Source organism: Streptomyces aquilus, from assembly GCF_003955715.1.
GTDB classification, from domain to species: Bacteria; Actinomycetota; Actinomycetes; order Streptomycetales; family Streptomycetaceae; genus Streptomyces; species Streptomyces aquilus.
On the sequence record NZ_CP034463.1, the window covers coordinates 1454538 to 1478697 of the forward strand.

Consider the following 24160-nt stretch of genomic DNA (forward strand, 5'->3'; position numbering starts at 1 on the left):
CCCGCCGCTGACTAATCTGGTGAGCAGGGCTGTTCAGGCAGTGCGTTCTTATGGAGTGGGTGCGTGACCGTTCCACGGCGGGTGTTCCTCAGCCATACCTCCGAGTTGCGGACGTATCCGGCCGACCTGTCGTTCGTCGACGCGGCGGTCGAGGCGGTGCACCGGGCCGGTCATGTGCCTGTTGACATGGCGTACTTCACCGCTCGGGACGACAAACCCGCCGACTACTGCCGGGAACAGGTCGGCACGGCCGATGTCTACGTCGGCATCATCGGCTTCCGTTACGGCTCACCGGTCCGCGACCTGGAGCATCTGTCCTACACCGAGCTGGAGTTCGAGGAAGCCACCTCGCGGGGCCTGAAGCGCCTGGTGTTCCTGCTGTCGGACGATCAGGACCTGGGGCTGCCGGCCGCGGCGATCAAGGACGTCCACGCGGAACGTCAGGAGGCGTTCCGCAAACGGCTGCGCGCCAGCGGCCTCACGCTCCAGAAGGTGCGCGGCCCGGACCATCTCTCCCTGCTGTTGTTACAGGCGCTGCAAGGAACGGGCGACCCGGTCCCGCCGCGGACTCCGACGAGCCTCGACGCATCCGCCTGGGCCCGGCTCAAGGAACTGCTGCACGGGGTCGCTCCGGGCGACTGGGCGGAAAAGGCCTACCGCTGCTCCTTCGGCAGGACGGGCGAGCCGGGCTGGGTCGCCGCGCCGTTCACGATGCCCGTAGGAGACCTGTACGACTGGGCCCTCGACCTGGACGAACGCGAGCAGGCTGATACCGCACTGCCGAAGGTACTGGTGTTCGCGCACGCGCTGGCGGCCGGGTTCAGCGGTGGCCGGGGCGGGGAGAGCCGAAGACGCGGCTTCGCGCTCGCCTCCTGGGTCCATGAGGTACGGCACCGGCTCGGACTGCCCGAGCCTCCGCCACCTCCAGAGATCAACACATTCGAGGTCACGATGGTGGTGCGCCTCGACCAGGATCCGCAGGACCAGGACCGGGTCTTCGCGGAGATCCTGCTCCGGTCGGCACGCGACGCAGCGGACTGGAAGCGGGTCCAGCCGCCCGAGAACGCGACCGAACGCCTCCGCGTTTCCGTGGACGGCGCCCGCGAGCTGGTCGAGGAATGCTTGCGCACCTTCACGGCCAAGGCGGAGGCACTGCGCCGCCGGGGCGCCGACTGCGGTCGGCCACCGAAGCTGCGCCGCATCGAATTCGCCGTCACCGAAACCCTGTTGGACACCGATTTCGACCAGTGGCTGTGCCATCTGGGCCTCTACCGGCCGTGGCGTCTCGGCGAGCGGTACGAGGTCGTGGTCCGCTGTCCCAACGCCCGGGAGCTCGCGGACTTCGCCCACCTGTGGTGGACCCGCTGGACCTGGCTCAACCAGACGGATTTCCAGCACGAGGAGGCGGTCTTCTGGGTCGGCGAGGAGGAACTCGGCGACTTGGAGCGGCATCTCGACGCCTGGGAGGACTCCGCGCACCCGGCCTGTGTGGCCATCGCCACGCGCGACGCCGAGCGGGTCTGGCGCGCGGCGCTGCACTTCGGGATGCCGGTCGTCCTGTGGCGCCGCCTCGGGCACTCCGCGCCCGCGGGGGCACCCGGCCTGGAGAACCTCCGTCGTGTGAAGAACGTCAGCGAACTGCCGCGGGCGGTGAAGGCGCTGCGCAAGGGCGTCGACCCCGGGGTGGTGCTGCTGTACGACGACCCTCATCACCCGGTCGAGGCCGCCCTCCTCACCGACTCCGCTTTCCTCTGATGCTCTTCCCCACAGCGGGGACACCCACGACCGGAGGTGCCGTGAACGACTGGTGGATCTACAAGGGGGACGGCCCGGCCCCCGACCGGCTCGACCGGCTCGCCGCGCACCAGCCGCCCTGGCGCGTCTTCGACGGCGAGATCGACACGGACCACGTGGTGCCCTCCCTGTCCACCGCGGACAGGGAGCGCGGCGCCGGATACATCGCCGACGACGCCGAGATCGACCTCGTCAACACCGCGCTCCACCTGCGCCGCCCGCTGCTCGTCACGGGCGTCCCCGGTGTCGGCAAGTCCACTCTCGCCTACAGCGTCGCCGAGGACCTCGGCCTCGGGCCGGTGCTGCGCTGGCCCGTCACCAGCCGCACCACACTGCGAGACGGGCTGTACCGGTACGACGCCCTGCGCCGACTGGAGGACGCCAACCTGCGACGCCTGGAACAGCCGGCGCCCGACGCCGAGCCTCACGACACCATCGGCCGCTACCTCCAGCTCGGCCCGCTCGGCACCGCCTTCCTGCCCGCCGAACGCCCCAGGGTCCTGCTTATCGACGAGATCGACAAGGGCGACATCGATCTGCCGGGCGACCTGCTGACCGTTCTGGACGAGGGGCGCTTCGACATTCCCGAACTGGTCCGGATGTCCGAGACCGCCCCGCGGGTCTCCGTCGGTACGGAGGACCAGTCGGGCACGGCATGGATCACCGGCGGCCGGGTGCGCTGTCACGCCTTCCCCGTGGTCGTCCTGACCAGCAACGGGGAACGGGAGTTCCCGCCCGCCTTTCTCCGCAGGTGCATCCGGCTCAATCTGCCCCTGCCGAACGAGAGGAAGCTGCACCGCATCCTGGTCCAGCGCATCGGTCAGGAGGCCGCCGACGAGGCGCGGGCCCCGGGCGGCGTCATCGACACCTTCCTGGCCCGGCGCAACACCGGAGAGCTGGCGACCGACCAGCTGCTCAACGCCGTCCAGCTGCGCCTGGCGGGCGCCTGGACGGCGCCGGAGGACCTCGCCGACCTGGCCGAGGCGACCATGCACCGGCTGAGCGGTCCGGACGCCCGGTGATCTCGGACCTCCTGCCGCTGCTGGCCTGGGGCGGGGTGGACGATCCCACGCCCGAAGAGCTCGCGGACATCCTGTGGCTGGCGCAGCGGGTGCTCACGCGGGACCACCGGGCGCCGGCGCAGGCCGACACCCGGGCGGACGCGGATCCCCCGTCGCCGCCGCTGCCGGTGCCCGAGCAGCCGGCAGGACCCGAGCCACAGAACGCCGAGCCGCACCGGAGCCGGCAAGAGGCCCCGTCCTCCGACGGCGAACCCGTCCTCGACCTCCATCTCCCGACGAACGTGCCGGAGTCCCCCGGCGAGGCCCCAACCGGTACCGCCCTCGACGTCCCGGCCGCCGCCTCCCTGCCGAACACCCTGGCGCTGGCGCGGGCGTTGAAGCCGCTCACCCGTAAGGTCGCGTCCCGGACGGTCTTCGAACTGGACGAGGAAGCCACCGTCACCCGACTGGTCGACGAGCACATCCTGCTGCCCGTCCTGCGCCCGGCTCCGACGCGATGGCTGAGCCTGGCGCTCGTGGTCGACTGCGGTCCCTCCATGAGCCTGTGGCGGGACGAGGTCCACGAGGTGCAGCACGACGTGGTGCGCCTCGGCGCCTTCCGTGACATCCGCCGCTGGAACCTGTTCCCCTCCCCCGACGGGACCACAGTGGGGCTGCGGCCTCATCCCGCCGCGGACCGTCCGGCACGACATCCCCGCGAGGTCGTCGACCCGGCGGGCGACCAGCTGATCCTCGTGCTCAGCGACACGGTGGGGGCGATGTGGCGGTCCGGCGCGGCACACCGGCTGCTGACCGACTGGGCCCGGCACTCCCAGGTGGCCGTGGTCCATCTGCTGCCGGCCGCGCTCTGGAACCGGGTCGGCATGACGCCCAGTCCGACGCTGGTGCACATCCCGCGGTTGGGGCTGCCCAACTCCCAGTGGCAGGTGGCGGATCCGGAGCGCCCCCCTGCGGAGGGCGTCCCGATGGGGGTTCCGGTCCCGGTGGTCGAACTGGAACCGGGGCCGCTGCGGGGCTGGGCGGAGATGACGGCGGGCAGTGGACGGTGGGCCAGGTCATCGGCGTTGCTCCTGCCCGGGGTTCCGACGGGCGCTCCCCCACGCCCCTTCACCAGACGAGCCCCGGTGACCGCGCGGGACACCATCCGCCGGTTCCGTGCCTCGTCCTCTCCGGCGGCCTGGCGACTGGCGGGCCTGCTGTCGGCGCGCTCCACGCTGACCGTGCCGATGGCCCGCCTCGTCCAGCGCGCGTTGCTGCGCGATTCGTCGCGCGGGGATCTGGCCGAGGTCTTCCTCGGGGGCATTCTCCGTCGCGTGGTCGAGCCCGAAGGCGCACACATGGGCGGCCTGTTGACGTTCGAGTTCCAGCCGGAGGTGCGCGAGGCGCTGCTGGGGGCGCAGTTCCGCGACGATGTGGAGGCGGTGCGGGAGCTCGTCCGTGCGGAGGTCACGGCGTATCTGAAGCCGCGGTTCGGCAGTCCTCGCAGCGTCAAGGGGGCGGTGACCGGCGTGGCGGGGCGTGGCGCTGCGGTGCGGGTCGACGGGGAGGCGATCGCCACTGCCTCGCGCGCTGATGTGGCGCGTATGGGGGCCTCCTCGGAAACGGAGGAGGCCGCCGCCGGCTCGACGCCGACACTGGTCATCAGTCATGCCGGGGCGGATCGGGTCTGGGCGGAGTGGGTGGGCCGGCAGTTGGAAAGGGCCGGGTATGCGGTCCGGCTCGCTCTGTGGGATCCGGGGGCGCAGGAAGATCTCGTCGAACAGATGAACGCGTTGTTCCGGGGCGGGCATGCGGTCTTGGCGTTGTTCTCGCCGGCCTATTTCCGTTGGCGTCGGTGGAATGACGCGGAGACGGCGGGGGTGCTGGGTGAGGAGGGTCGTTTCGCTTCCGTGATGGTTGAGGGTGTCCGCAGTCTTTCCGAGGATCTGCGGCGACAGGTACGGGCTTCACTCCACGGCCTCGATGAAGGCGCCGCTGCCGCCGCTGTGGTGACAGCCGCCAAGGGTCTTGTCGCCCGTGCGTTCCCCGCTCCGACCGCCCCTTCGCAACCCGCATTTCCCGACAGCACACCCCGGGTCTGGAGGAATGTACCGCCACGCAACCCCCATTTCGCGGGACGCGAGGAGTTGCTTCGCGAGGTGCGCGAGAACCTCGCTGACGGGCATGGAGGCCGAGCGCATGCTCTGCACGGCATCGTCGGAGTCGGCAAGACCGAGATCGCTTCGGAATACGTGCACCGGTTCGCCAGCCAGTACGAGATCGTCTGGTGGGTCGATGCACAACTCGATCGCTTGCCTCTGCAGTTCGCCGAGTTGGCCCACCGGCTGGTGTCCCCCGCCCCTCTGGACGACAGCATCAAGACCGCCGCTTTGGCGGGGCTCCACCATCTGCGCACCCGGGAACGATGGCTCATCGTCCTGGACAACGCCGACGATCCCGAGCTACTGGACGGCTGGGTCCCGTTCGGAGGCGGGCACGTGCTGATCACCTCCCGCAACCCGTCGTGGCAGGCCCTCGGCAGCGGTAGCGCCGTGGAGGTCCTGCCTCGCGCGGACTCCTGCCGCTGTCTGCAGAGCCTGGACCCCCGCCTCGCCGACGACCAGGCGAGCGCGATCGCGGACACCCTGGGCGACCTCCCGCTGGCCCTCGCTCAAGCAGCCCAGGTCCTCACCGAGGGCATGTCCGCCCGGCAGTACCTCGCACTGATTCGCAAGAACGCGACTCCCGTGATGAAACAGGGAGCGTCCGCTCGCAATCCGGAAACCCTCGTCCGCATCCTGGACACCCTGATCGCAGGGCTGGCCTCGGAACACCCGGAGGCCGCGGACCTCCTACGGCTCACCGCCTACTTCGCGGCCGCGCCGATCCCGCTCGACTGGCTGGGGGCTGTGTCCGGCCAGGTGAGGACTCTCCAACGCCGGGGCCTGGCCGACGGCGACGGCCCACTCCTCCGGATCCACACACTGACCAGGAGGTACCTGCGCCACCGTATAACCAAGACGGAGGCCGCCGAATTGCGCTCCCGCGTCACCACCATCCTGGCGGGAGTCGACCCCGGAGACCCTGACGACCCCGTGTCCTGGACCGGCTGGGCGGTGCTGCAACCCCACCGGACAGGGCGTCCGGCAGCAGACGTGACCGAGCTCTTCGATCGGCCCGGCCCTCTCATCGCCTCCGTCCGCTATCTGCTGCGCACCGGTCAGGTGCGGGAGGCCGTAAAGGTGTGCGCGAAGTTCCACTCCCGCTGCTCAGGCACCCTTGGAGCGGATCACCCCGACACCCTCGCGTGGGTCACATATCTGGCCCGGGCGACCACAATGTCCGGCGCCTGCGAGGAGGGGCGGCAGCTCCACGAGCAGGTCCGTCAACAGCGCATCCGCATCCTGGGCGAGGACCACCCCGACACCCTCACCACCACCCACGACCTGGCCAACGCCCTGATCGCACTCGGGCACTACGCCAAGGCTCGGCGGCTCCACAACGACACGCTCCGCCGCCGCCGACGCGTGCTGGGCGAAGACCATCCCGACACCCTCACCTCCGCCAACAGTCTTGCCAACGCCCTGCGAGGCCTCGGAAAGCAGCCCGAGGCACGCCGCCTCCTGGAGGACACTCTGGAACGCCGCCGCCGCTTGCTCGGCATGCATCACCTCGACACCCTCACCACTGCCAGCAACCTGGCCAACTCCCTGCGGGGCCTGGGCGACCTCGACGAGGCGCGCCGCCTGCACGAGGAAGTCCTCGGCCTGCGCCGCCGAGTGCTGGGGGAGGATCACCCCGCGACGATCGCCTCCGCCCACCATCTGGGCGTCACGCTGTATCGCCTCCAACTCCACGACGACGCCGAGGCGTTACTCAAGGAAACGCTGGAACGCTGTGAACTCACGCTGGGCGCCGATCACCCCAGCACGGCCAGCACCAAGAAGGCCCTCATCACGGTGTTCATGGCGACGGACCGGAGGGACGAGGTCCACGCATTGTTGGGACCGACAGCCAGCCTCACCCCCCCATCCCGGTGACCACCGTTCGGGGTGTCGTTGGGGCTCGGCACACCGGTGCCCCTGGGCGTACCGTTGCCCGCCCCCTCCGGGGAGTAGGTTGCGGGCGGACTCCTGAACGCGCTCACCGAGGGACGTGATGTCAGCCATGACCCCAACGCCGGACCAGCCAGTTGTCGTCACCGGCGCCACAGGTCGCCTCGGTGGGCGGGTCGCCCGCATCCTCGCCGAGCGGGGCACCGAACAGCGGCTTCTCGTGCGCAGCCCCGAGCGGGCGCCCGCGCTTCCCGGTGCCACCGCGGTCCGGGCGGAGTACGTCGATCACGACGCCGTCGTGCGCGGTCTCGCCGGCGCCTCCACCGTGTTCATGGTGTCCGCGTCCGAGAGCGCCGACCGGCTCGCCGAGCACAGGACGTTCGTGGACGCCGCCGTCGCGGCCGGAGTACGGCATCTCGTCTACGTCTCCTTCTTCGGCGCGGCACCCGACGCCACGTTCACGCTGGCCCGCGACCACTTCCACACCGAGGAGCACATCCGCGCCACCGGGCTGGCCTACACGTTCCTGCGGGACAACATGTACGCCGACTTCGTGCCGGCCCTGGTGGGCGAGGACGGGGTCGTCCGGGGCCCGGCCGGTGACGGGCGGGCGGCGTTCGTCGCCCAGGACGACATCGCGGAGGCCGCCGCGGCGGTCCTGGCCCGGCCGGACGACCACGCCGGTGCGGTGTACGACCTCACCGGTCCGGAGTCCCTGTCGCTCGCGGAGGCCGCGGCGATCCTCACCGAGGTGGGCGGCCGCACGGTCGCCTATCACCCGGAGACGGTCGAGGAGGCCTACGACTCCCGTGCCTCCTACGGCGCCCCGCCCTGGCAGGTCGACGCGTGGGTGTCGACGTACACGGCGATCGCGGCCGGTGAACTCGACGGGGTCAGCGACGCCGTGCCCCGCCTCATCGGCCGGCCCGCCACGCCCCTCGCGGACGTCGTCCGGTCGGCGGAGGGCTGACTCTCGCCGCTGGTGGGACGTGGCCGGATCTGCCGTCCTGACGTGACGGAACCCTGCAAGCCGTAGCCAGAGTGCGATCGGTGATCGATGATGAGCGCTCCGTGCGACTTTACGAAGGGTTCCGCCCGATGAACGTCAGAATCCAGCCCACCGCCCAGGTCGACGAGACGGCCACGATCGGCGAGGGGACGACGGTCTGGGATCTGGCCCAGATCCGGGAGGACGCCCGGCTGGGCGGCGGATGCATCGTGGGCCGGGGCGCCTACGTCGGCCCGGGCGTACGGATCGGCGACAACGTGAAGCTACAGAACTACGCGTTGGTGTACGAACCGGCCGTGCTCGCGGACGGGGTGTTCGTCGGCCCGGCGGCCGTGTTCACCAACGACTACTTCCCCCGTTCCGTGGACACCGAGGGGAAGCTGAAGCGCGGCGGTGACTGGGAGGCCGTGGCCGTCACCGTGGCCGAAGGGGCCTCCATCGGGGCGCGTTCGGTCTGTGTGGCGCCGGTCAACATCGGTCGTTGGGCGTTGGTCGCGGCGGGGGCCGTGGTGACCAAGGACGTTCCGGACTTCGCACTCGTGGCGGGTGTGCCGGCGCGCCGGATCGGCTGGGTCGGGCGGGCCGGCGTACGCCTGGTGGAGCGCGATCCGGGCACGTGGGAGTGCCCTCAGACGGGCGGGCTGTACGACGAGAAGGACGGCGAACTCGTCGAGCGCGCATGACTCCTGTTTCCAGCCGTTCCCAATTGTTTCCCTCAAAGGCCAAATCATCGAACATCTACAGGCATAACATGTGTGCGAAGTGTGCAGTCCATGCACAATGACCGCACAAGCCAGTAGTGCCCAGGGGGGGTTACGGGGTGGTGGGGACACCTGTGCCCGCATCCAGGAGTGAGAGCCGCTCGGACGCCTGACGTCCGCCTTCCGTCGTAGGCCGATTTTGGCCCGACGTTTCACCAGTCTGTCCAAAACAGGGCCCACAGGGGGGTTGGTGTGTCCCAAAGATGACCATGTCACGTCTGGCCGCGCTCGGTCGTGAGGAACCGTCGCTGCTCGCCCTCGCCCAACGCCTGCTCACGGTGGCGGAGTTGGGTCTGCCGGCGATGCTGCTGCCCGGCAAGGAGGCCTTCGCCTTCACCATGGCCGCACGCCGGGCACCGGACGGTTCCTGGGCCCTGGACCGGCGCGGGACCAGCACCCGGTACGCGGCCATCACCGCGCTCGGCGTGCGCTTCCTGCCCGAGGACCGGCAGCGGGCGGCGCTGGGCGGGCGCACCGCCCAGGAGTTCACGGGACTGCTGGTGGAGTCGCTGCCCGGGGTGACCAACCTCGGGGACGCGGCACTGATCGCCTGGGCCGCCGCCGAGACCGGGCACCCCAAGCTCTCCGACGCTGTCGCGCGGGTCGAGGCGCTGGACGCGTACGACAAGCCGCAGTACACGGTCGAGGCGGCCTGGGTGCTCTCCGCCTACGCGGCGGCCCGTGACACGGTCGATGTGGAGAGACGTTTCACCTCCGCCCGTGACCGGCTGCTGAAGGCCCGCATCGGCACCGGTCCGCTGTTCCCGCACGCGACCGCGCCCGGCCTGCTGCCCTGGTACCGGGCGCATGTCAGCTGCTTCGCCGACCAGACGTATCCGCTCCAGGCCCTGGCCCTCGCGCACGCGAGCGGCGACGGGGACGACGAGGCACTCGCCGCGTCCGAGGCCTGCGCCACGCGGATCTGCGAGCTGCAAGGTGACGGCGGGCAGTGGTGGTGGCACTACGACGCGCGCACCGGCGGAGTCATCGAGGGCTACCCGGTCTACAGCGTCCACCAGCACGCGATGGCGCCGACCGCCCTGTTCGATCTCACCGACGCGGGCGGCAGCGACTTCGGCGCGGCGATCCGCAAGGGCCTGCGCTGGATGACGGAGGTGTCCGAGTTCTCCGAACACCCCGACGTCCGCGAACCGTTGATCCTCGACGAACTCGGTGTGACCTGGCGCAAGGTCTACCGAGGTGACCCCAAGAAGGCCGTCCGCGCCGTCCGGGGACTGACCACCCGGGCCCTTCCGGGGCTTCGGCTCGCGTCCCTGGACCGGGTGTACCGGCCGCTGTCCGTGGACCGCGAGTGCCGCCCGTACGAGTTCGGCTGGATGCTCCACGCCTGGCAGGGGGGTCGGATATGAGCGGGCGTCAGACCCTGTTCGGGGTCGAGCTGGACCCGTTGACCATGGACCAGACCGTCGAGCGCTGCCTCGAAGCGGTGCGGGACGGCAGGCAGTTGGAGATCGGCGTGGTCAACGCCGCGAAGCTGGTCAACATGCGGCGGGACGAGCGGCTCGCCAAGGCGGTGTCCGGCTGCGATCTGGTCCTCGCCGACGGACAGGCCGTGGTGTGGGCCGGGCGGGTACTGAAGGCCCCGCTGCCGGAGCGGGTGGCGGGGATCGACCTGTTCCTGCGGCTGCTGGCCGAGGCGGAGACGGCGGGCGTGTCGGTGTACTTCCTCGGCGCCAAGGAGGAGGTGCTGGAGGAGATGGTGCGGCGGGTGGCCGCGCGTTTCCCCGGCCTGAAGGTGGCCGGTCACCGCAACGGCTACTTCGACGACTCCGAGCAGGCGGGCATCGCCGACGCGATCGCCGAGAGCGGCGCCCAGATGCTCTTCCTCGGCATGACCTCGCCGAAGAAGGAGATCTTCACGGCCGCCTACGGGGAGCGCACCGGGGCCCGTGTGGTGCACGGCGTCGGCGGCTCCTTCGACATCCTGGCCGGCATCACCAAGCGGGCCCCCGCCATCTGGCAGCGCTGGGGCCTGGAGTGGCTCTACCGCGTGCTCCAGGAGCCGCGCCGCCTGGGCCGGCGCTACCTCACCACCAATGCTGCCTTCCTCCTCATGACGGCGCGCGAGCGTTTCCGGCTCACCCCGTCGACCGCTCCCGCGAACAGGAGTCACTGATGCGCGTCGTCGTGGTTGGACAGGGATACGTCGGCCTGCCGCTGGCCATCCGGGCCGCCGAGGTCGGACACGAGGTGATCGGGTACGACGTCGACTCGCGCCGGATCAAGAGCCTCGCCGCGGGTGAGTCGTTCGTGGAGGACGTCTCCTCCGAGCGCATCCGCGCGGCGCTGGACAACGGCAGCTACCGCGCGAGCGAGTCGGCCCGCGACTGCGGCGGTTTCGACGTCGCCGTCGTGACGGTGCCGACCCCACTGCACGAGGGCACCCCCGACCTGCGGTACATCAAGGAGTCGGCGGTCACCCTCGGCCGCTATCTGCGCCCCGGCGCCACGGTGATCCTGGAGTCGACCACCTACCCGGGCACCACCCAGGAGCTGTTCGCGCCGCTCCTGGAGGAGGGTTCGGGTCTCGCCGCGGGCACCGACTTCCATCTCGGGTACAGCCCGGAACGGATCGACCCCGGCAACGCGGTGTGGGGTTTCAAGGAGACGCCGAAGGTCGTCTCGGGCGTGAACGAGGCCTCCCTGAAGGCGGTCGAGGGCTTCTACGCCCAACTCGTCGACACCACCGTGCCGGTGAGCTCGCCCAAGGAGGCGGAGCTCGCCAAGCTCCTCGAGAACACCTTCCGGCATGTGAACATCGCGCTGGTCAACGAGATCGCGATGTTCGCCCACCATCTGGACATCGACGTGTGGCAGGCCATCGAGGCCGCGTCCAGCAAGCCGTTCGGCTTCATGAAGTTCACGCCGGGACCGGGCGTCGGCGGGCACTGCCTGCCCATCGACCCGTCCTATCTGTCCTGGCGGGTGCAGCGCGAACTCGGCCAGAGCTTCCGGTTCGTGGAGCTGGCCAACGACATCAACAATCACATGCCGGAGTACGTGACCCGGCGCATCACCGACCTGTTCAACACCAGACGAAGATCCGTCAACGGCTCCCGCGTCCTGCTGCTCGGACTGGCGTACAAGAAGAACACCGGTGACGCCCGCGAGTCGCCGGCCCTGCGCATCTCCCAACTGCTCCTCGACATGGGGGCCCAGGTCCGAGCCGCCGACCCGCATGTCGTCGAGAGCCTCCCGGTGGACGCCCGGCTGGTCCGGGTCGAGCCGGACGCGGAGGAGCTGGCCGCCGCCGACGTGGTGGTCCTGCTCACCGACCACGACGGCTTCGACTACGAACTCATCGCCGAACAGGCCCCGTTCGTCCTCGACTGCCGTCGCCGCCTGTCCCCCGGCCCCACGATCGAGGTGCTCTGAACCATGCCGCGGATCGTCTGCGTCGCCGGGGCCCGCCCCAACTACATGAAGATCAAACCGGTGATGGACGCCCTGGAGCGCCGCGGCGCCGAGGTGCTCCTCGTCCACACCGGCCAGCACTACGACCCGGCCATGAACGACGTGTTCTTCGCCGACCTCGGCATCCGGCCGCCCGACCGCTTCCTCGGCGTCGGCTCGGGCAGCCACGCCGAGCAGACCGGACGCGTGATGACCGCCTTCGAGCCGCTGCTGGAGGAGGTCTCCCCGGACATCGTCGTCGTGGTCGGCGACATCAACTCCACGCTCGCCTGCGCCCTGGTCACCGCCAAGGCGGGGCCGCTGCTCGCGCATGTCGAGTCGGGCCTGCGCAGCCGTGACTGGAGCATGCCGGAGGAGGTCAACCGGGTCGCCACCGACCGGGTCAGCGACTATCTGCTGGCCCCCTCCCCCGACGCCGTCGACAACCTGCGGGCGGAGGGGTACCGGGAGGACCAGATCCACCTGGTCGGCAATGTCATGATCGACACGCTGCTGGCCAACCTGGAGCGGGCCCGCGCCTCCGACGTCCTGGACCGGTTCGGGCTGACCCGGGGCGAGTTCGGACTGGTCACCCTGCACCGCCCCGCCAACGTGGACGACCCCGAGGTGCTCGCCGGACTCCTCAAGGCCCTGGGCGAGATCGCCGGCCGCTGCCCGCTGGTGCTGCCCGTGCATCCCCGCGCGGCCGGCAAGCTGGCCGAGCTCGGCGTGCCCGGGGGCATCCAACTCGTCCCGCCCGCCGGGTACTTGGACTTCATCGCGCTACAGGACGCCGCCCGTGTCGTACTGACCGACTCGGGCGGTGTGCAGGAGGAGACCACGGCCCTCGGGGTGCCCTGTGCGACCCTGCGGGACAACACCGAGCGGCCCATCACCGTCGAGCAGGGCACCAACGTGCTGGCCGGACGCGATCCCGCCCGGATCGTCGCCATGGTGAACCGGGTTCTGGACGCCCCACCGGCCCCGCGCCGGCCCGAACTCTGGGACGGCAGGGCCAGCGAACGCATCGCCGAGGTGCTGGTGAAGGGAGGCACCTCGGGCACCCGGCCGAGACCCACTGATCAACCGAGACCCACGGACCGAACGCTCCCCATATGATCCGCTTGCAACATATGCTCGTCGAACATCTGGTCACTAGGGGGGACCATGGATCTCGCTGAGATCTTCCGAGTCATGCGCAGGCGCTGGTACGTCCTGCTGCCGGGGCTGTTGCTGACCGCAGGCCTGGTCTTCGGTGTGACCCGGGTGGTTCACGTGACCTACCAGTCGCAGAGCACGGTGGTGCTGCTGAACTCCCAGAAGGCGACGGTGGCCTACGACGGCAATCCCTTCCTCAGCACCCAGACCTCGCTCACCGGCATGGCCGACAGTCTGGCGCGCAACCTCAACTCCGACGACTCGCTGCGGGAGCTCAAGTCCCGTGGCGCGAAGGGGACGTTCGAGGCGAAGCTCGCCGACAACGCGCAGGGCCCGCTGCTCTGGCTGACCGTCACCGGCACCGACAAGGCGTCCGTCCTGTCCTCGGACAAGATCCTGACCGCCTACGCCAAGGAGCGGCTGGAGCAGTTCCAGCAGGACCAGTCGGTCGCCTCCAAGGCCATGATCCGCATGACGACGATCGTGGCCCCGCAGACGCCGGTGGCGCAGACCAAGACCCGGCTCGAGTACATGATCATGGCGGGCGGTGCGGGGCTGGTGCTCAGCCTGGTCGCCGTCTTCTACGTGGAGGCGCGCAGGCGGCAGCGGCGTCCCGACGCACCGGAGGAGGCGGAGACCACCGACCAGGACCCGGCGGCCGACGTGCCGGTCGTGGAGGAGACGCTCGCCATCCGCCGGCCGCCGAGCTGGTCGCAGTCCACCGGGAACGAGCGCACCGCCGCCCAGCCCCAAGAACCACGGCCCGTCATGGCCGGAGCATCCGCCGCAGAGCCGCGCGACGAGGAGTCGAGCCATGGACATCGCCCGCGCACCGGACAGCGCGACCGGTGAGACGAGCGACGCGCCCGCTCCGCCCCTCATCGCAGAAGCCGCAGGAGCCACAGAAGCCGCAGGAGCCGTAGGAGCCGTAGGAGCCGCAGAACCCCCCGCGCCCCCCGCCCCCTCGCTCGGCCGGAAGGTCCGCTCCGCCGCCCGCTGGAGCCTGATCAACACCGTCGTCCTGCGGCTGGGCAACTTCGCGACCGGCATCGTCCTGGCCCGCTTCGCCCTCGGCCCCGCGGAATGGGGCGTGTACGGCATCGCCCAGACCGTGCTGCTGGTCCTGCTGTCCGCCAACGAACTGGGCGTGGGCCTGGCCATCGTCCGCTGGGAGGGGGACGCGCGGCGGTTCGCGCCGACCGTGCTCACCCTCAGCACCCTCTCCAGCGGGCTGCTGTACGTGGCACTGTTCGCGTCCGCACCGACGGTGGCCGGTCTGCTCGACTCGCCGGACGCCGCGGGCGTGCTGCGGGTGATGTGCCTGTGCGTGCTCATCGACGGCGTGGCCCAGGTACCGGGCGGCTTCCTCACCCGTGAGTTCGCCCAGGGCAAGCGGATGGTCATCGACGGACTCAACTTCGTCGTCGGCACCGGTGTGACCCTGGTGCTGGCCTTCGCGGGCTGGGGCGCGATGAGCTTCGCCGTGGGGGCCGTCGCCGGGAACGTGGTGACGCTGATCGGCTGCGCGCTGGCCGCGCCGGGCACCCTCAAGTACGGCTGGAACCCCGAACAGGCCCGGGCGCTGCTGCGGTTCGGACTCCCGCTGGCGGGGGCGAGCATGCTGGCGCTCGCGGTCGTCAACGTCGACACCATGGTGGTCGGCGCGACGCTGGGCAACATCGCACTGGGGTTCTACGTCCTCGCCTTCAACATCTCCGGCTGGCCCGTGCGGATCATCTCCGAGGCCGCCCGCCGGGTCTCCTTCGCCGGCTTCTCCCGCCTCGCCGACTCACCACAGGCCCTCGCCCAGGGCTTCAGCCGGGCCCTCGGCGTCCTGATGACCGGCACCGTCCCGCTGTGCGTCCTGCTCGCCGGCCTCGCGGAACCCGTCATCCGCCTGATCTACGGCGACCAGTGGGCACCCGCCGCCTCGGCACTGCCGTGGCTGATGGCCCTCGGCCTGATCCGCATCGGCAGCGAACTCGCCTACGACTGTCTCGTCGCGGTCGGCCAGCGCCGCTCGCTCTTCCTGGTGCAGGGACTGTGGCTGGTCGCCCTGATCCCGGTCCTGCTCGTCGCCGCCCGTCTCCACGGCACCGCCGGGGTCGCCCAGGGCCATGTCCTGGTCGCCGGCGGCCTGGTGGTGCCCGTGTTCCTGTTCGCCCTGGGCCGTGGCGGCATCGGCGTCGCCCGGATCGCCCGGGCCTGCGCGTGGCCCTTCCTCGGCGGGGCCGTGATGGCCGCGGTCGTCCTCGGCCTGGAGCCCCTGCTCGGCGACGGCCCGCTCGCCCTGCTCACCATCGGCACGATCGCCCTGGCCGGCTACACGGTGTGCGTCCTGCCCAGCCGCGACTTCCTGCGCGGCGTCGACCGGCCCCACCGCGGCCGGCACCGGGCGACCGCGCCGGTCCGGTCTCCCCAACAGGACTTGAGGTGACCCGGATGTCACGGCCCACCCGCCGACACTCACTCCAGGGGCTGCTGCTCGCGGCCTTACTGACGGTCGCGAGCGCGGCCTGCTCGGGATCGGAACCGGACAAGTCGGCCTCGGCGGGCTGCCCGAAGGACCGTCCGTCCTGCCGTACGAGCGCCGCCCCGAAGGCATCGAGCGCCACGCCGTCGGCCGAGACCGGCGAGGCGACGGGAACCCCGGCCGCCTCGCCGTCCCCGTCGTCGACTCCGTCGGCCCGCCCGTCCTCGTCGGCGAAGGCGCCCACCCCGAGCGGCGCGCCCGCCGCCCGGACCGGCTGCGCCTCCCCCGGCGCCTGCGGCTTCCCCGACGCCCGCACCACCGGCCCCCGCACCCGCCTGACCCCCAAGAAGACCGGCTACCGGACCATCCGCACCGACGGCACGGTCATCCGGGGCCAGGACATCACCGGCTCCCTCGACATCTACGCCGACAACGTCACCATCATCGACACCAAGATCACCTCGGACAGCTGGTGGGGCATCAACCTGCGCCCCGGCTTCAGCGGACTGCGCGTCCTGCACTCCACCATCACCGCCGTCCCCGGCACCGGCCCGGACAACGGCGGCGTGGACTACGCGGTGTCCAACATGGGCGGCAGCTCCATCGAGGTCGGCTGGTGCGACATCTCCGTGTTCGGGGACGCGCTGTCGATGGGGCAGGGCAACATCCACGACAACTACGTCCACGACATCGAGCCGTTCGTGAACCTCGGCGGCGAGTGGCAGCACACCAACGCGGTGATCAGCGGCGGCGGCAACACCGGGCACCTGGCCATCCGCCACAACACCCTCCTCAACGAGACCAGCCTCAAGCAGGGCGCCTCGGGCAGCATCGGCCTGTTCGCGGACGTCGGCGTGGTCCGCAACGTCACCGTCGACGACAACTGGATCGCCGGCGGCGCGTACGCCCTCTACGGCGGTTCCACGGGCGCCACCGGGATCAAGGTCACCGACAACATCTTCTCGACGGAGTTCCACCCCGCCTCGGGCGGCTACGGCGTCGTCGCGCACTGGAACGACAAGGGCGCCGGGAACGTGTGGCGCAACAACCGGCTGTCCGACGGCCGCCTCGTCACCCCGGAGCCCGCCTCGTGAGGCGCGTCGTGCGGATGCCGTGGACGCTGCTCAAGGCGGTGTTCGGCTGGCTGGTGCTCTTCGAGGCCAGGAACAAGGTCCTGCTGGCGCCGTCCGCGGTGCGACTGCGCCGCATCGAGGACGCCGAGGTCCGGCGGCTGTCGGCCGGTCTGCCGGCACCGCCCTCGGCCCTGGTCGCCACCGTGATCGCCACCCACCGGCGCCCCGACGCCCTGCGCGCCGCCGTCCGCTCGGCCCTGGACCAGACCGTGCGCGACCACGTCGTGATCGTGGTCGACGACGGCGCCGGGCTCCCCGAACTCCCGGACGACCCAAGGCTGTTCGCGGTCTCGCTGGCCCGCAACACGGGCGTGGCGGGCGTCGTGCGCAACGTCGGCATCCGGCTCACGCGTTCGCGGTACGTCGCCTTCCTCGACGACGACAACCTGTGGGAACCCGACCATCTGGAACGCGCGTTGGGAGCCCTGGAGTCCGCCGACGCGCCCGTCGGCGTCTACACCGCACTGCGCCGCGTCCTGCCGGACGGCAGCGAGAAGGACATCCTGTCGGTCCCGTACGACCGGCGCCGCGCCGCCCGCGAGTCCTTCCTGGACACCAACGCCTTCGTCGCCCGCCGCACCCGCTCCCTGCACTTCAGCCGCCTGCGCCGCACCCCGGAAGTGCTGCCCCGGGAGGACTGGGAGCTCATCCACCGGTACGCCCGACGGCACCGGGTGCGCCATGTGCCGCACCCGACCGTGCGGTACCTGGTGAACCCGGCCAGCTTCTACACGGACTGGTGACAGCCCGTGCCTCCCCCTCCTCCGTTCCTCCTACAGTTCCGCTCCGACGTCAGGTGGTTGCCCCGATGCCCCGATCCCGCGCCCTCAGAAACAAGTTCGTCGACGCACCCGGCTCGCTGGGCGAACGGATGCGTGTCGCCCGCTGGGAGCGGTTCCGGCGCTGCTTCCCCGGCATCGAGGGCATGCGGGTCGTGGACCTGGGCGGCACGGCCGAGATGTGGCTGCGGGCGCCCGTGCGTGCCAAGCACGTCCACCTGATCAACCTGGAGGCGCACCCCGCCGACCTGCCCGACTGGATCACCGCGGAGAACGCCGACGTCACCGACCCGGAGGTGGCCGCGGAGCTGAGCGCCCAGGGCGGCTACGACCTGGTGTTCTCCAACTCGACCATCGAGCACGTCGGCGGCCACAGCCAGCGGCAGAAGTTCGTCGCCGCGGTCGAACGGCTCGCCCCGCTGCACTGGATCCAGACGCCGTACCGCTACTTCCCCGTCGAGCCGCACTTCGTGGCGCCCGGCTTCCAGTTCCTGCCGCTGGCCGCCCGGGCCCGCCTCGTCCGACGCTGGCCACTGGTCCACAGCCGTCCCGACAGCCCCGAGTCGGCCATGAACGCCGTGATCAACATCGAGCTGCTGACCCGCACCGAGATGCGCTACCTGTTCCCCCGGTCGGTGCTGCTCAGCGAGCGGGTGCTCGGTGCCCCCAAGTCGCTCATCGCCGTGAGAACGGAGACCGCATGCTGAACAACCTGGTCAACAGACATGACGCGGACCGGCTCCTGCGCAAGGTGCGCAAGCTCGAACTCAACCCCGTGCTGGCCAAGTTGCGGGTGCGGGGCGGGGCCCGGGTGGTCCAGCACTGGTCCCAGGTCGACCCGTCGCTGACCGAGTGGTGGGCGATCCCCTCGGTGATCAAGCGGTGGAATCTGCTGATGACCGGGGACGCGGAGGTGTCCTTCCCCCAGTACGTGGCCGCCAAGCACTTCGCGCCGCGCACCGATCTGCGGGGGCTGTCGCTGGGCTGCGGGACCGGCGGCAACGAGCTGCTGTGGGCGAAGACGGGCGCGTTCTCCCTGCTGGAGGGGGTGGACGTGGCGCCGGAGCGGATCGATTTCGCGACCCGGACCGCCGCGGACGAAGGCCTCGCCGACGTCCTGCGCTTCCGGGTCACCGACGTCAATCAGATGACCGCGGACGGCGAACGCTTCGACGTGCTGCTGGGCCTGCAGTCCCTGCACCACTTCGACAAACTCGACGAGACGCTGCCCCGTCTTGCCCAACTCATCGAGCCCGACGGCCTGTTCGTGATCGACGAGTTCGTGGGGCCGACGCGCTTCCAGTGGACCGACGCGCAACTCGACGCGGCGAACGCGCTTCTCGCCCGCCTTCCCGAGGAACGGCGGCGGTTGGCCGACGGGCGGATCAAGCGGCGGGTCGTGCGGCCCAGCCGGATGTCGATGGTGCTGGACGATCCCTCGGAGGCGGTGGACGCGGCGGCGTTGCTGCCGGGGCTGCGGCGGGAGTTCGAGGTCGTGGAGGAACGGCCGTACGGGGGCACGGTGTTGCATATCGCGTTCTCCGGGATCGCCCATAACTTCCGGGATCAGTCGCCGGAGACGCTGGAACTGCTGGAGCGGTGTTTCGCGATGGAGGACGCGGCACTTCCTGAGGTGGGGCATGATTTCATCGCGATGGTGTGCCGGAACGGCTAAGGACGTGCCGGGAGAGGTTGCGGGCCGTCTACAGGTGCGTTGTGGCTGGTCGCGCCCACGCGGCGGAGCCGCATATTGATACAGCCCCGCGCCCCTGAGCGGCGTCACGGCCCCGGTGTCTTGTGCAGTACACCCGGTTGCACCAAAGCCGCTGCTGCCGCCCTGCTTGCCGGGCGGCCCAGCGCCGCCCGTGAGGTCTCCCTGAGCAGGACCGCCGTGCGGAAGGCTGCCGTCGCCAGGCGGCCATGCCTACGGCCGTACAAGCGGACCCGGTTCAAGGTGAGCAGCGTCCACAGGCGGGGTGACACCTGGGAGTCGCCTCCCAGGTGCACCGCCTCGGCGCTCGGCTCCAGCTGTGTCGCGTACCCCAAGTCCCCTGCCCGCAGGCAGAATTCCGTCTCCTCCGAGTAGAGGAAGAAGGACTCGTCCCACTTGCCGCACGCGGCGATGCACTCCCCCGAGATGGCCATCAGCGCGCCCGTCGCCCAGTCCGCCCGGGTGGGCTGTCGGTAGGCGCTCGGGTCGGTCACCAGCTCGCTCAGGGCCGGGAAGCGGCCCGCCCGAGTGTTGCCGATGATCGCCTCGCCGAGCGCCCGGAGCACGGTCGACTCCCGGCGCAGGGAGCGATGCGGCGTGTCCCGGCCCTCCTCGTACAGCAGGGGTACGGCGATTCCCACACCGCTCCCGAGACTGTCCACCAGGCGTTTGGCGCAGCCCTGCCGCATCCGGACGTCCGGGTTGCAGATGAGGGCGACCCCGTAGTCCCCCGCCGCGTCCAGTGCCGCGTTGATCCCGGCCGCGTACCCGGCGTTGCGGCCCGTCTGGACGACCGTCGCCTCGGGGGCGAGGGTGTGGAGCACCTCCACCGTGTCGTCGGCCGAGTCGTTGTCGGCGACCACCAGCCGCCAGTCGAGGCCCGCCATGCCGTCGGGCAGGGCGGCGAGGAACCCGGGGAGCACCGCGGCGCTGTTCCAGGTGACGACGACGACGGCGACGGTGCTCATCGGGACTCCACGAGTTGGGGGAGCTGGGGTTCTGCTGCCTTACGGGGTGCGCGGACCACCTCGGCGGCGTCGGCCTCCCGGCGCACGAAGCCCAGGTAGCTGCCGCCCGCTCCCAGGACGAGGAAGAACATCCCCGCGTACATGGGGAAGCTGAGCGCGTCGAAGGTGGCGCTGATGACCAGGGCGACCAGGGCCGAGGCGAGGAACGCCTGGCCGAGTTCGCGGTCGGACTCGGTGCGAGCGAGGCGGCGGATGGCGCCGCCGGTGTGCATCCCGGTGATGAAGAGCGCGAACAGGGCGATCAGGCCCAGGATGCCCATCTCGGCCAGGGTCAGCATGTACTGGTTGTCCGTGAAGAAGTACAGGTCGGGGGTGAAGGTGCCGAACCCGCGGCCGAACCAGGGGTGTTCGTCGAAGTACGGGACGATCGCGCTGTACTTCACCGTGCGCGCCTGCGTGCTGCTGTCGGAGTTGGACAGGAAGCTGGCGAACAGGTTGGTGATCGTTCCGATGAGGCCGGGGATGATCACCTTGAAGCCCGCCACCGAGCCCAGGATGAGGCCGACCGCGGCCCAGCGGCGCTGCGGCTTCCAGCGGGGCACCATCACCAGGATGACGATGAAGGCACCGATGATGGACGTCCGCGACACCGTCAGCGGAAGCGCGCCCGCCATGATCGCCACCGGCGCCCAGCGGCGCCACGCGCGCATGTGTCGTCGTACCGGATCGAAGGCCTGGTGGACGGCGAAGGGGACCAGGATGGCCAGCATGCCGCCGAACTCCAGCGGGTGGGCCGTGGTGGAGCGGGGCCGGGTGAAGGAGCCACGGTCCATCGCGCTGATCCCGGCGGTGCTGGACTGGAGGCCGGGGATGTGGATGGAGTCGGCGATGTTGGTGGCGGCGAAGAAGTCGTAGTAGCCGATCAGCGCGACGACGGTGCCCATGACGACGAGGCGGCGCATCAGGGTCTCCAGGCGGCTGCGTTCCTGGATGCCGGCCGAGGCCAGCACCACCAGCGCCACCCACACCCCGAGCCCGATGAGTCCGCGGTCGGCGCCGAGGACCTCCTCGTGGCTGCTCTCCCGGGTCGCGTTCGCGAGGTAGGACAGGAGGACGGCCGCGGCGAGCAGGCACATCACCACGCGCACCAGCCTCGTCCCCCGGGCCGGCAGGATGCGGCCGCCGAGCCAGGTCGCGAGGTACCAGAGGAGGCCGAGGAGGGCGAAGACGTTGGCCGGTGTGCCGACGCCGCCCAGCGCGGGCAGGGTGAGGTTCGAGGGCACGAAGAACGCCAGGGCCAGGTAGCCGGTGAGGATCGTCGTGGCGTCCAGGCGCCGGGACAGCAGGCCCTTGGGGCGCTCGGGGGGACTGGCCCGGTGGCGTCGGGGGACGTATCCGGGCTGGGCGCGGCCCCGGCGTCGTACCACCGCGACGCCCTCGGCCAGGATGGACAGCAGGAACGCGGCGACCATGCCGACGATGACGACCGCCGCGATGTTCTGGTAGCGGCTCTTGGGCTGGGAGACGGGCGTCTGGGGCAGGACGACCGGCGCGGACTGCACCGCGTACCCCGACGGCACCTTGGAAGCGGCCTGCAAGGCCTTCAGCTGCTCGCCGGTGAACTTGGTGAGGGTGGTGGTCTCGCGGAGCACCTTCGCCCGGTCGGTGCCGGTGACGCTCAGGGTGAGCAGCGGGCTGTCGGCGTTCGGGGCGAAGCCGACCGTGTAGCGGTCCGTGACGCCACGGGAGTGCAACTCCTTGGCGGAGTCGTTCGACTGCAACGTCCTGATCAGCACGTCGGCGGTGACGACCAGCGAACCTCCGGCGTTCGACAGGGGGTTGCCGAAGGTCGGCGCCAGATCGGCGATCGCCGTGGAGTCGAGCAGGGTCACGGAGCTCTGCGACTCGTAGGACACCGGGACGGTCCGGAAGAGATAGCCACCGGCGAGGACGCTGAGCAGGGTGAGCGGCACCATGCAGTACCAGCGCCTGCGCATGATCGCCAGAATGTCACCGAGGCTCATGAGCCCTCCCCTCGACACAACCCTCGCAACGGCTCTCGACGCAACCCGGGTGATCCGGTAGCGACTTGCCCCGGTTGATGCGAGTATCGCTGGCGACGGAAGGAATCGCCGCTGTGTCGCCTCGTGAGGTCGCCGAAGCGCTGTTGCGCCGCTGGTACGTGCTGGTGTTCGCGCTCGTGCTGACGGCCGCCGGAGCGTACCAAGTGCTGCATCCCGCCCCGCGGTTCCTCAGTTCGGCGGTGGTCGTCCTCAAGCCCCCGGTCACGGGGAACCAGCCGAACCAGCTGACGAACCTGCAACCGCCGCTCGCCACCCTGTCGTACGGCGTCGTCCAGCAGCTGGAGTCGCCCGCCGGGCGCCGGGAGCTGGCGGCCGCCGGTGTCCATGGCTCGTACCAGCTCATCCCGCGCAACAGCGGCACCAGTGCGACGCCCCGCTATCTCATTCCCTCGCTCCAGGTGCAGGTGAAGGGGGCGAGCGCCGCGGAGGCGGACACGGCGGTCAGCCGGGTCATCGACGTCTACACCCGGCATGTGACCGAGTTGCAGGAAGCACAGGGGATCGCGGCCGATTCGCGGATCAGCGCGTCCGTCCTGGTGGCGCCCAGCGCGGCCCCGGTACAGGGCACCAGGACCCGCGCCCTGGCGGGGACGGCGCTGCTCGGCGGCATCGGCGGCATGCTGGCCGCGCTCTGGTTCGACCAGTTCGCGCTGCGCCGCAGGAGCCGGAAGGACGGCTCCCCGGAGCAGCCTCGTCCGGTCGAGGAGCTCGCGGTGGCGGGCTGAGTGGTTCACGGGCATCAGATACCGCGGCGCTTCCAGGACTCCCACCACAGCCACTCCCGCCCGCGCTCGGCCACGGCCGACCACACCAGCGGCTGGAGGTACGGCATCGCCTTCGGGCCGATCCGTCTGCGCAGCCGCAGGGCCCGGTACTCGGGCAGCGCCCGGTAGCCCGGCAGACACTGCTCGGCGAACGCCACGCACTCGTCGACCGGTACGACACCGGTGCGGCCCCGGTCGTAGGCGCGGTAGGCGCGGCGCAGCGCGTAGCGGGCGAGGCGGGTGTGGACCTGGTCGGCCAGCCGGTCGGCGTGCGGGAGCCGGTCGCCGCACTTGGCGAGCACGGAGTCGTAGGCGATCAGGCGCTGGCGCAGGTCGTCGAGCTGGCCGCCGAAGTCGGTCGTCGACATGTTGTTGCCGTGGACGCGGTAGAAGGCCTGGTCGGCGCCGCGGATGTAGCCGACGTCGGCGTGGGCGGCGAGCCGCATCCACATCTCGATGTCACCGGCGTGCGGAAGGGCCGGGTCGTAGCCGCCGACCTTGCGCTGGAGGTCGGTGCGGACGACCACCTCGGGCGAGGTGATGCAGCCGGTGCCCTCCCGGAAGCGCCGCTCCAGCCACCACTGGCCGGGGTAGACGACCGAACCGGTGCTCTGCGTGCGGGCCTTGGGCAGCGGGCCGCCGTGCTGGAAGCGCAGGGGACGCCCGTAGGCGAAGCCGGCCTCGGGGTGGGCGTCCAGGAGCGCGGCGGCCCGGGCCAGGGCGCCCGGGACGAGCCGGTCGTCGGCGGAGAGCAGGGCCACGTAGTCGCTGTCGGCCCACTCCAGCAGGCCCTCGTTGTACGTGGCGATGTGGCCCTTGTTGGTCTCGTGGACGTGGACCTCGATCCGCGGGTCGGAGGCGGCCAGCTTGCGGGCGACGTCCGCCGAGTCGTCGGGCGAGGCGTCGTCGATGATGAGCACCCGGAGGTCGACACCGGGGTTCTCGTCCAGGACGCTGCTCACGCAGTCGGCGAGGAAATGGCCGTACTTGAAGCACGGGATGACAACACTGACGCTGCTCATCGGTGGGGGTAGCCAATCCCCGGTGGTGGCCTCC

General features: G+C 70.8%; 19 protein-coding genes. 16 read left to right on the plus strand and 3 right to left on the minus strand.

Going from position 1 to position 24160, the window contains the following annotated elements:
* Positions 1 to 63 precede the first annotated feature (63 nt).
* The 15 genes from EJC51_RS06830 to EJC51_RS06900 all read left to right on the plus strand — a co-directional run bounded on the left by EJC51_RS06830 (position 64) and on the right by EJC51_RS06900 (position 19252).
* Positions 64 to 1755: a VMAP-C domain-containing protein gene (locus EJC51_RS06830; RefSeq protein WP_126270210.1), complete on the plus strand. Its 1692-nt coding sequence runs from the start codon at positions 64 to 66 to the stop codon at positions 1753 to 1755.
* On the plus strand, positions 1755 to 2816 hold the full coding sequence (locus EJC51_RS06835) for an AAA family ATPase (protein ID WP_126270211.1): 1062 nt from the start codon (positions 1755 to 1757) through the stop codon (positions 2814 to 2816). The genes EJC51_RS06830 and EJC51_RS06835 overlap by 1 nt, the downstream gene beginning before the upstream one ends.
* Positions 2813 to 6835 carry an FxSxx-COOH system tetratricopeptide repeat protein gene (gene fxsT / locus EJC51_RS06840; RefSeq protein ID WP_126270212.1) on the plus strand — a complete coding sequence of 1341 codons (4023 nt, stop codon included), beginning with the start codon at positions 2813 to 2815 and terminating at the stop codon, positions 6833 to 6835. Before EJC51_RS06835 ends, fxsT begins: the two co-directional genes overlap by 4 nt.
* A 127-nt stretch (positions 6836 to 6962) precedes the next feature.
* Entirely contained in the window at positions 6963 to 7820 is an 858-nt protein-coding gene (locus EJC51_RS06845; protein ID WP_126270213.1) for an SDR family oxidoreductase, read from the plus strand.
* A gap of 128 nt (positions 7821 to 7948) precedes the next feature.
* Entirely contained in the window at positions 7949 to 8542 is a 594-nt protein-coding gene (locus tag EJC51_RS06850) for an acyltransferase (protein ID WP_126270214.1), read from the plus strand.
* 281 nt (positions 8543 to 8823) lie between these two features.
* Entirely contained in the window at positions 8824 to 9990 is a 1167-nt protein-coding gene (locus tag EJC51_RS06855) for a hypothetical protein (RefSeq protein ID WP_126270215.1), read from the plus strand.
* Positions 9987 to 10757, plus strand: a complete 771-nt coding sequence (locus tag EJC51_RS06860; RefSeq protein WP_126270216.1) for a WecB/TagA/CpsF family glycosyltransferase — start codon at positions 9987 to 9989, stop codon at positions 10755 to 10757. The genes EJC51_RS06855 and EJC51_RS06860 overlap by 4 nt, the downstream gene beginning before the upstream one ends.
* Positions 10757 to 12016: a nucleotide sugar dehydrogenase gene (locus EJC51_RS06865; RefSeq protein ID WP_126270217.1), complete on the plus strand. Its 1260-nt coding sequence runs from the start codon at positions 10757 to 10759 to the stop codon at positions 12014 to 12016. The genes EJC51_RS06860 and EJC51_RS06865 overlap by 1 nt, the downstream gene beginning before the upstream one ends.
* Positions 12017 to 12019: 3 nt before the next feature.
* A complete protein-coding gene (wecB, locus tag EJC51_RS06870; RefSeq protein ID WP_126270218.1) occupies positions 12020 to 13153 on the plus strand; it encodes a non-hydrolyzing UDP-N-acetylglucosamine 2-epimerase in 1134 nt (377 codons plus the stop codon).
* A 48-nt stretch (positions 13154 to 13201) separates the two neighbouring features.
* Positions 13202 to 14044: a YveK family protein gene (locus tag EJC51_RS06875; RefSeq protein WP_126270219.1), complete on the plus strand. Its 843-nt coding sequence runs from the start codon at positions 13202 to 13204 to the stop codon at positions 14042 to 14044.
* Positions 14007 to 15629 (plus strand): lipopolysaccharide biosynthesis protein, encoded by a 1623-nt coding sequence (locus tag EJC51_RS06880; protein WP_126270220.1) that lies wholly within the window; start codon positions 14007 to 14009, stop codon positions 15627 to 15629. The genes EJC51_RS06875 and EJC51_RS06880 overlap by 38 nt, the downstream gene beginning before the upstream one ends.
* Before the next feature lie 5 nt (positions 15630 to 15634).
* Positions 15635 to 16759: a right-handed parallel beta-helix repeat-containing protein gene (locus tag EJC51_RS06885; protein WP_244362535.1), complete on the plus strand. Its 1125-nt coding sequence runs from the start codon at positions 15635 to 15637 to the stop codon at positions 16757 to 16759.
* A complete protein-coding gene (locus EJC51_RS06890) occupies positions 16756 to 17541 on the plus strand; it encodes a glycosyltransferase family 2 protein (RefSeq protein WP_244362537.1) in 786 nt (261 codons plus the stop codon). The genes EJC51_RS06885 and EJC51_RS06890 overlap by 4 nt, the downstream gene beginning before the upstream one ends.
* Before the next feature lie 65 nt (positions 17542 to 17606).
* Entirely contained in the window at positions 17607 to 18284 is a 678-nt protein-coding gene (locus tag EJC51_RS06895) for a class I SAM-dependent methyltransferase (protein ID WP_126270222.1), read from the plus strand.
* A complete protein-coding gene (locus EJC51_RS06900) occupies positions 18278 to 19252 on the plus strand; it encodes an SAM-dependent methyltransferase (protein WP_126270223.1) in 975 nt (324 codons plus the stop codon). Before EJC51_RS06895 ends, EJC51_RS06900 begins: the two co-directional genes overlap by 7 nt.
* 104 nt (positions 19253 to 19356) lie before the next feature.
* Here EJC51_RS06900 and EJC51_RS06905 read toward each other — a convergent pair whose 3' ends face one another.
* Entirely contained in the window at positions 19357 to 20256 is a 900-nt protein-coding gene (locus tag EJC51_RS06905) for a glycosyltransferase family 2 protein (protein WP_126270224.1), read from the minus strand.
* Positions 20253 to 22280 (minus strand): O-antigen ligase family protein, encoded by a 2028-nt coding sequence (locus EJC51_RS06910; protein WP_126270225.1) that lies wholly within the window; start codon positions 22278 to 22280, stop codon positions 20253 to 20255. The genes EJC51_RS06905 and EJC51_RS06910 overlap by 4 nt, the downstream gene beginning before the upstream one ends.
* Positions 22281 to 22393: 113 nt before the next feature.
* On the opposite strand from EJC51_RS06910, the gene EJC51_RS06915 reads away from it, so the two are divergent.
* A complete protein-coding gene (locus EJC51_RS06915) occupies positions 22394 to 23065 on the plus strand; it encodes a YveK family protein (RefSeq protein WP_126270226.1) in 672 nt (223 codons plus the stop codon).
* A 14-nt stretch (positions 23066 to 23079) separates the two neighbouring features.
* On the opposite strand, the gene EJC51_RS06920 is transcribed toward EJC51_RS06915, so the two are convergent.
* The gene (locus tag EJC51_RS06920) at positions 23080 to 24126 is read right to left on the minus strand and encodes a glycosyltransferase family 2 protein (protein WP_126270227.1); all 1047 of its coding nucleotides are present in this window, start codon (positions 24124 to 24126) and stop codon (positions 23080 to 23082) included.
* Between the last annotated feature and the right edge of the window lie 34 nt (positions 24127 to 24160).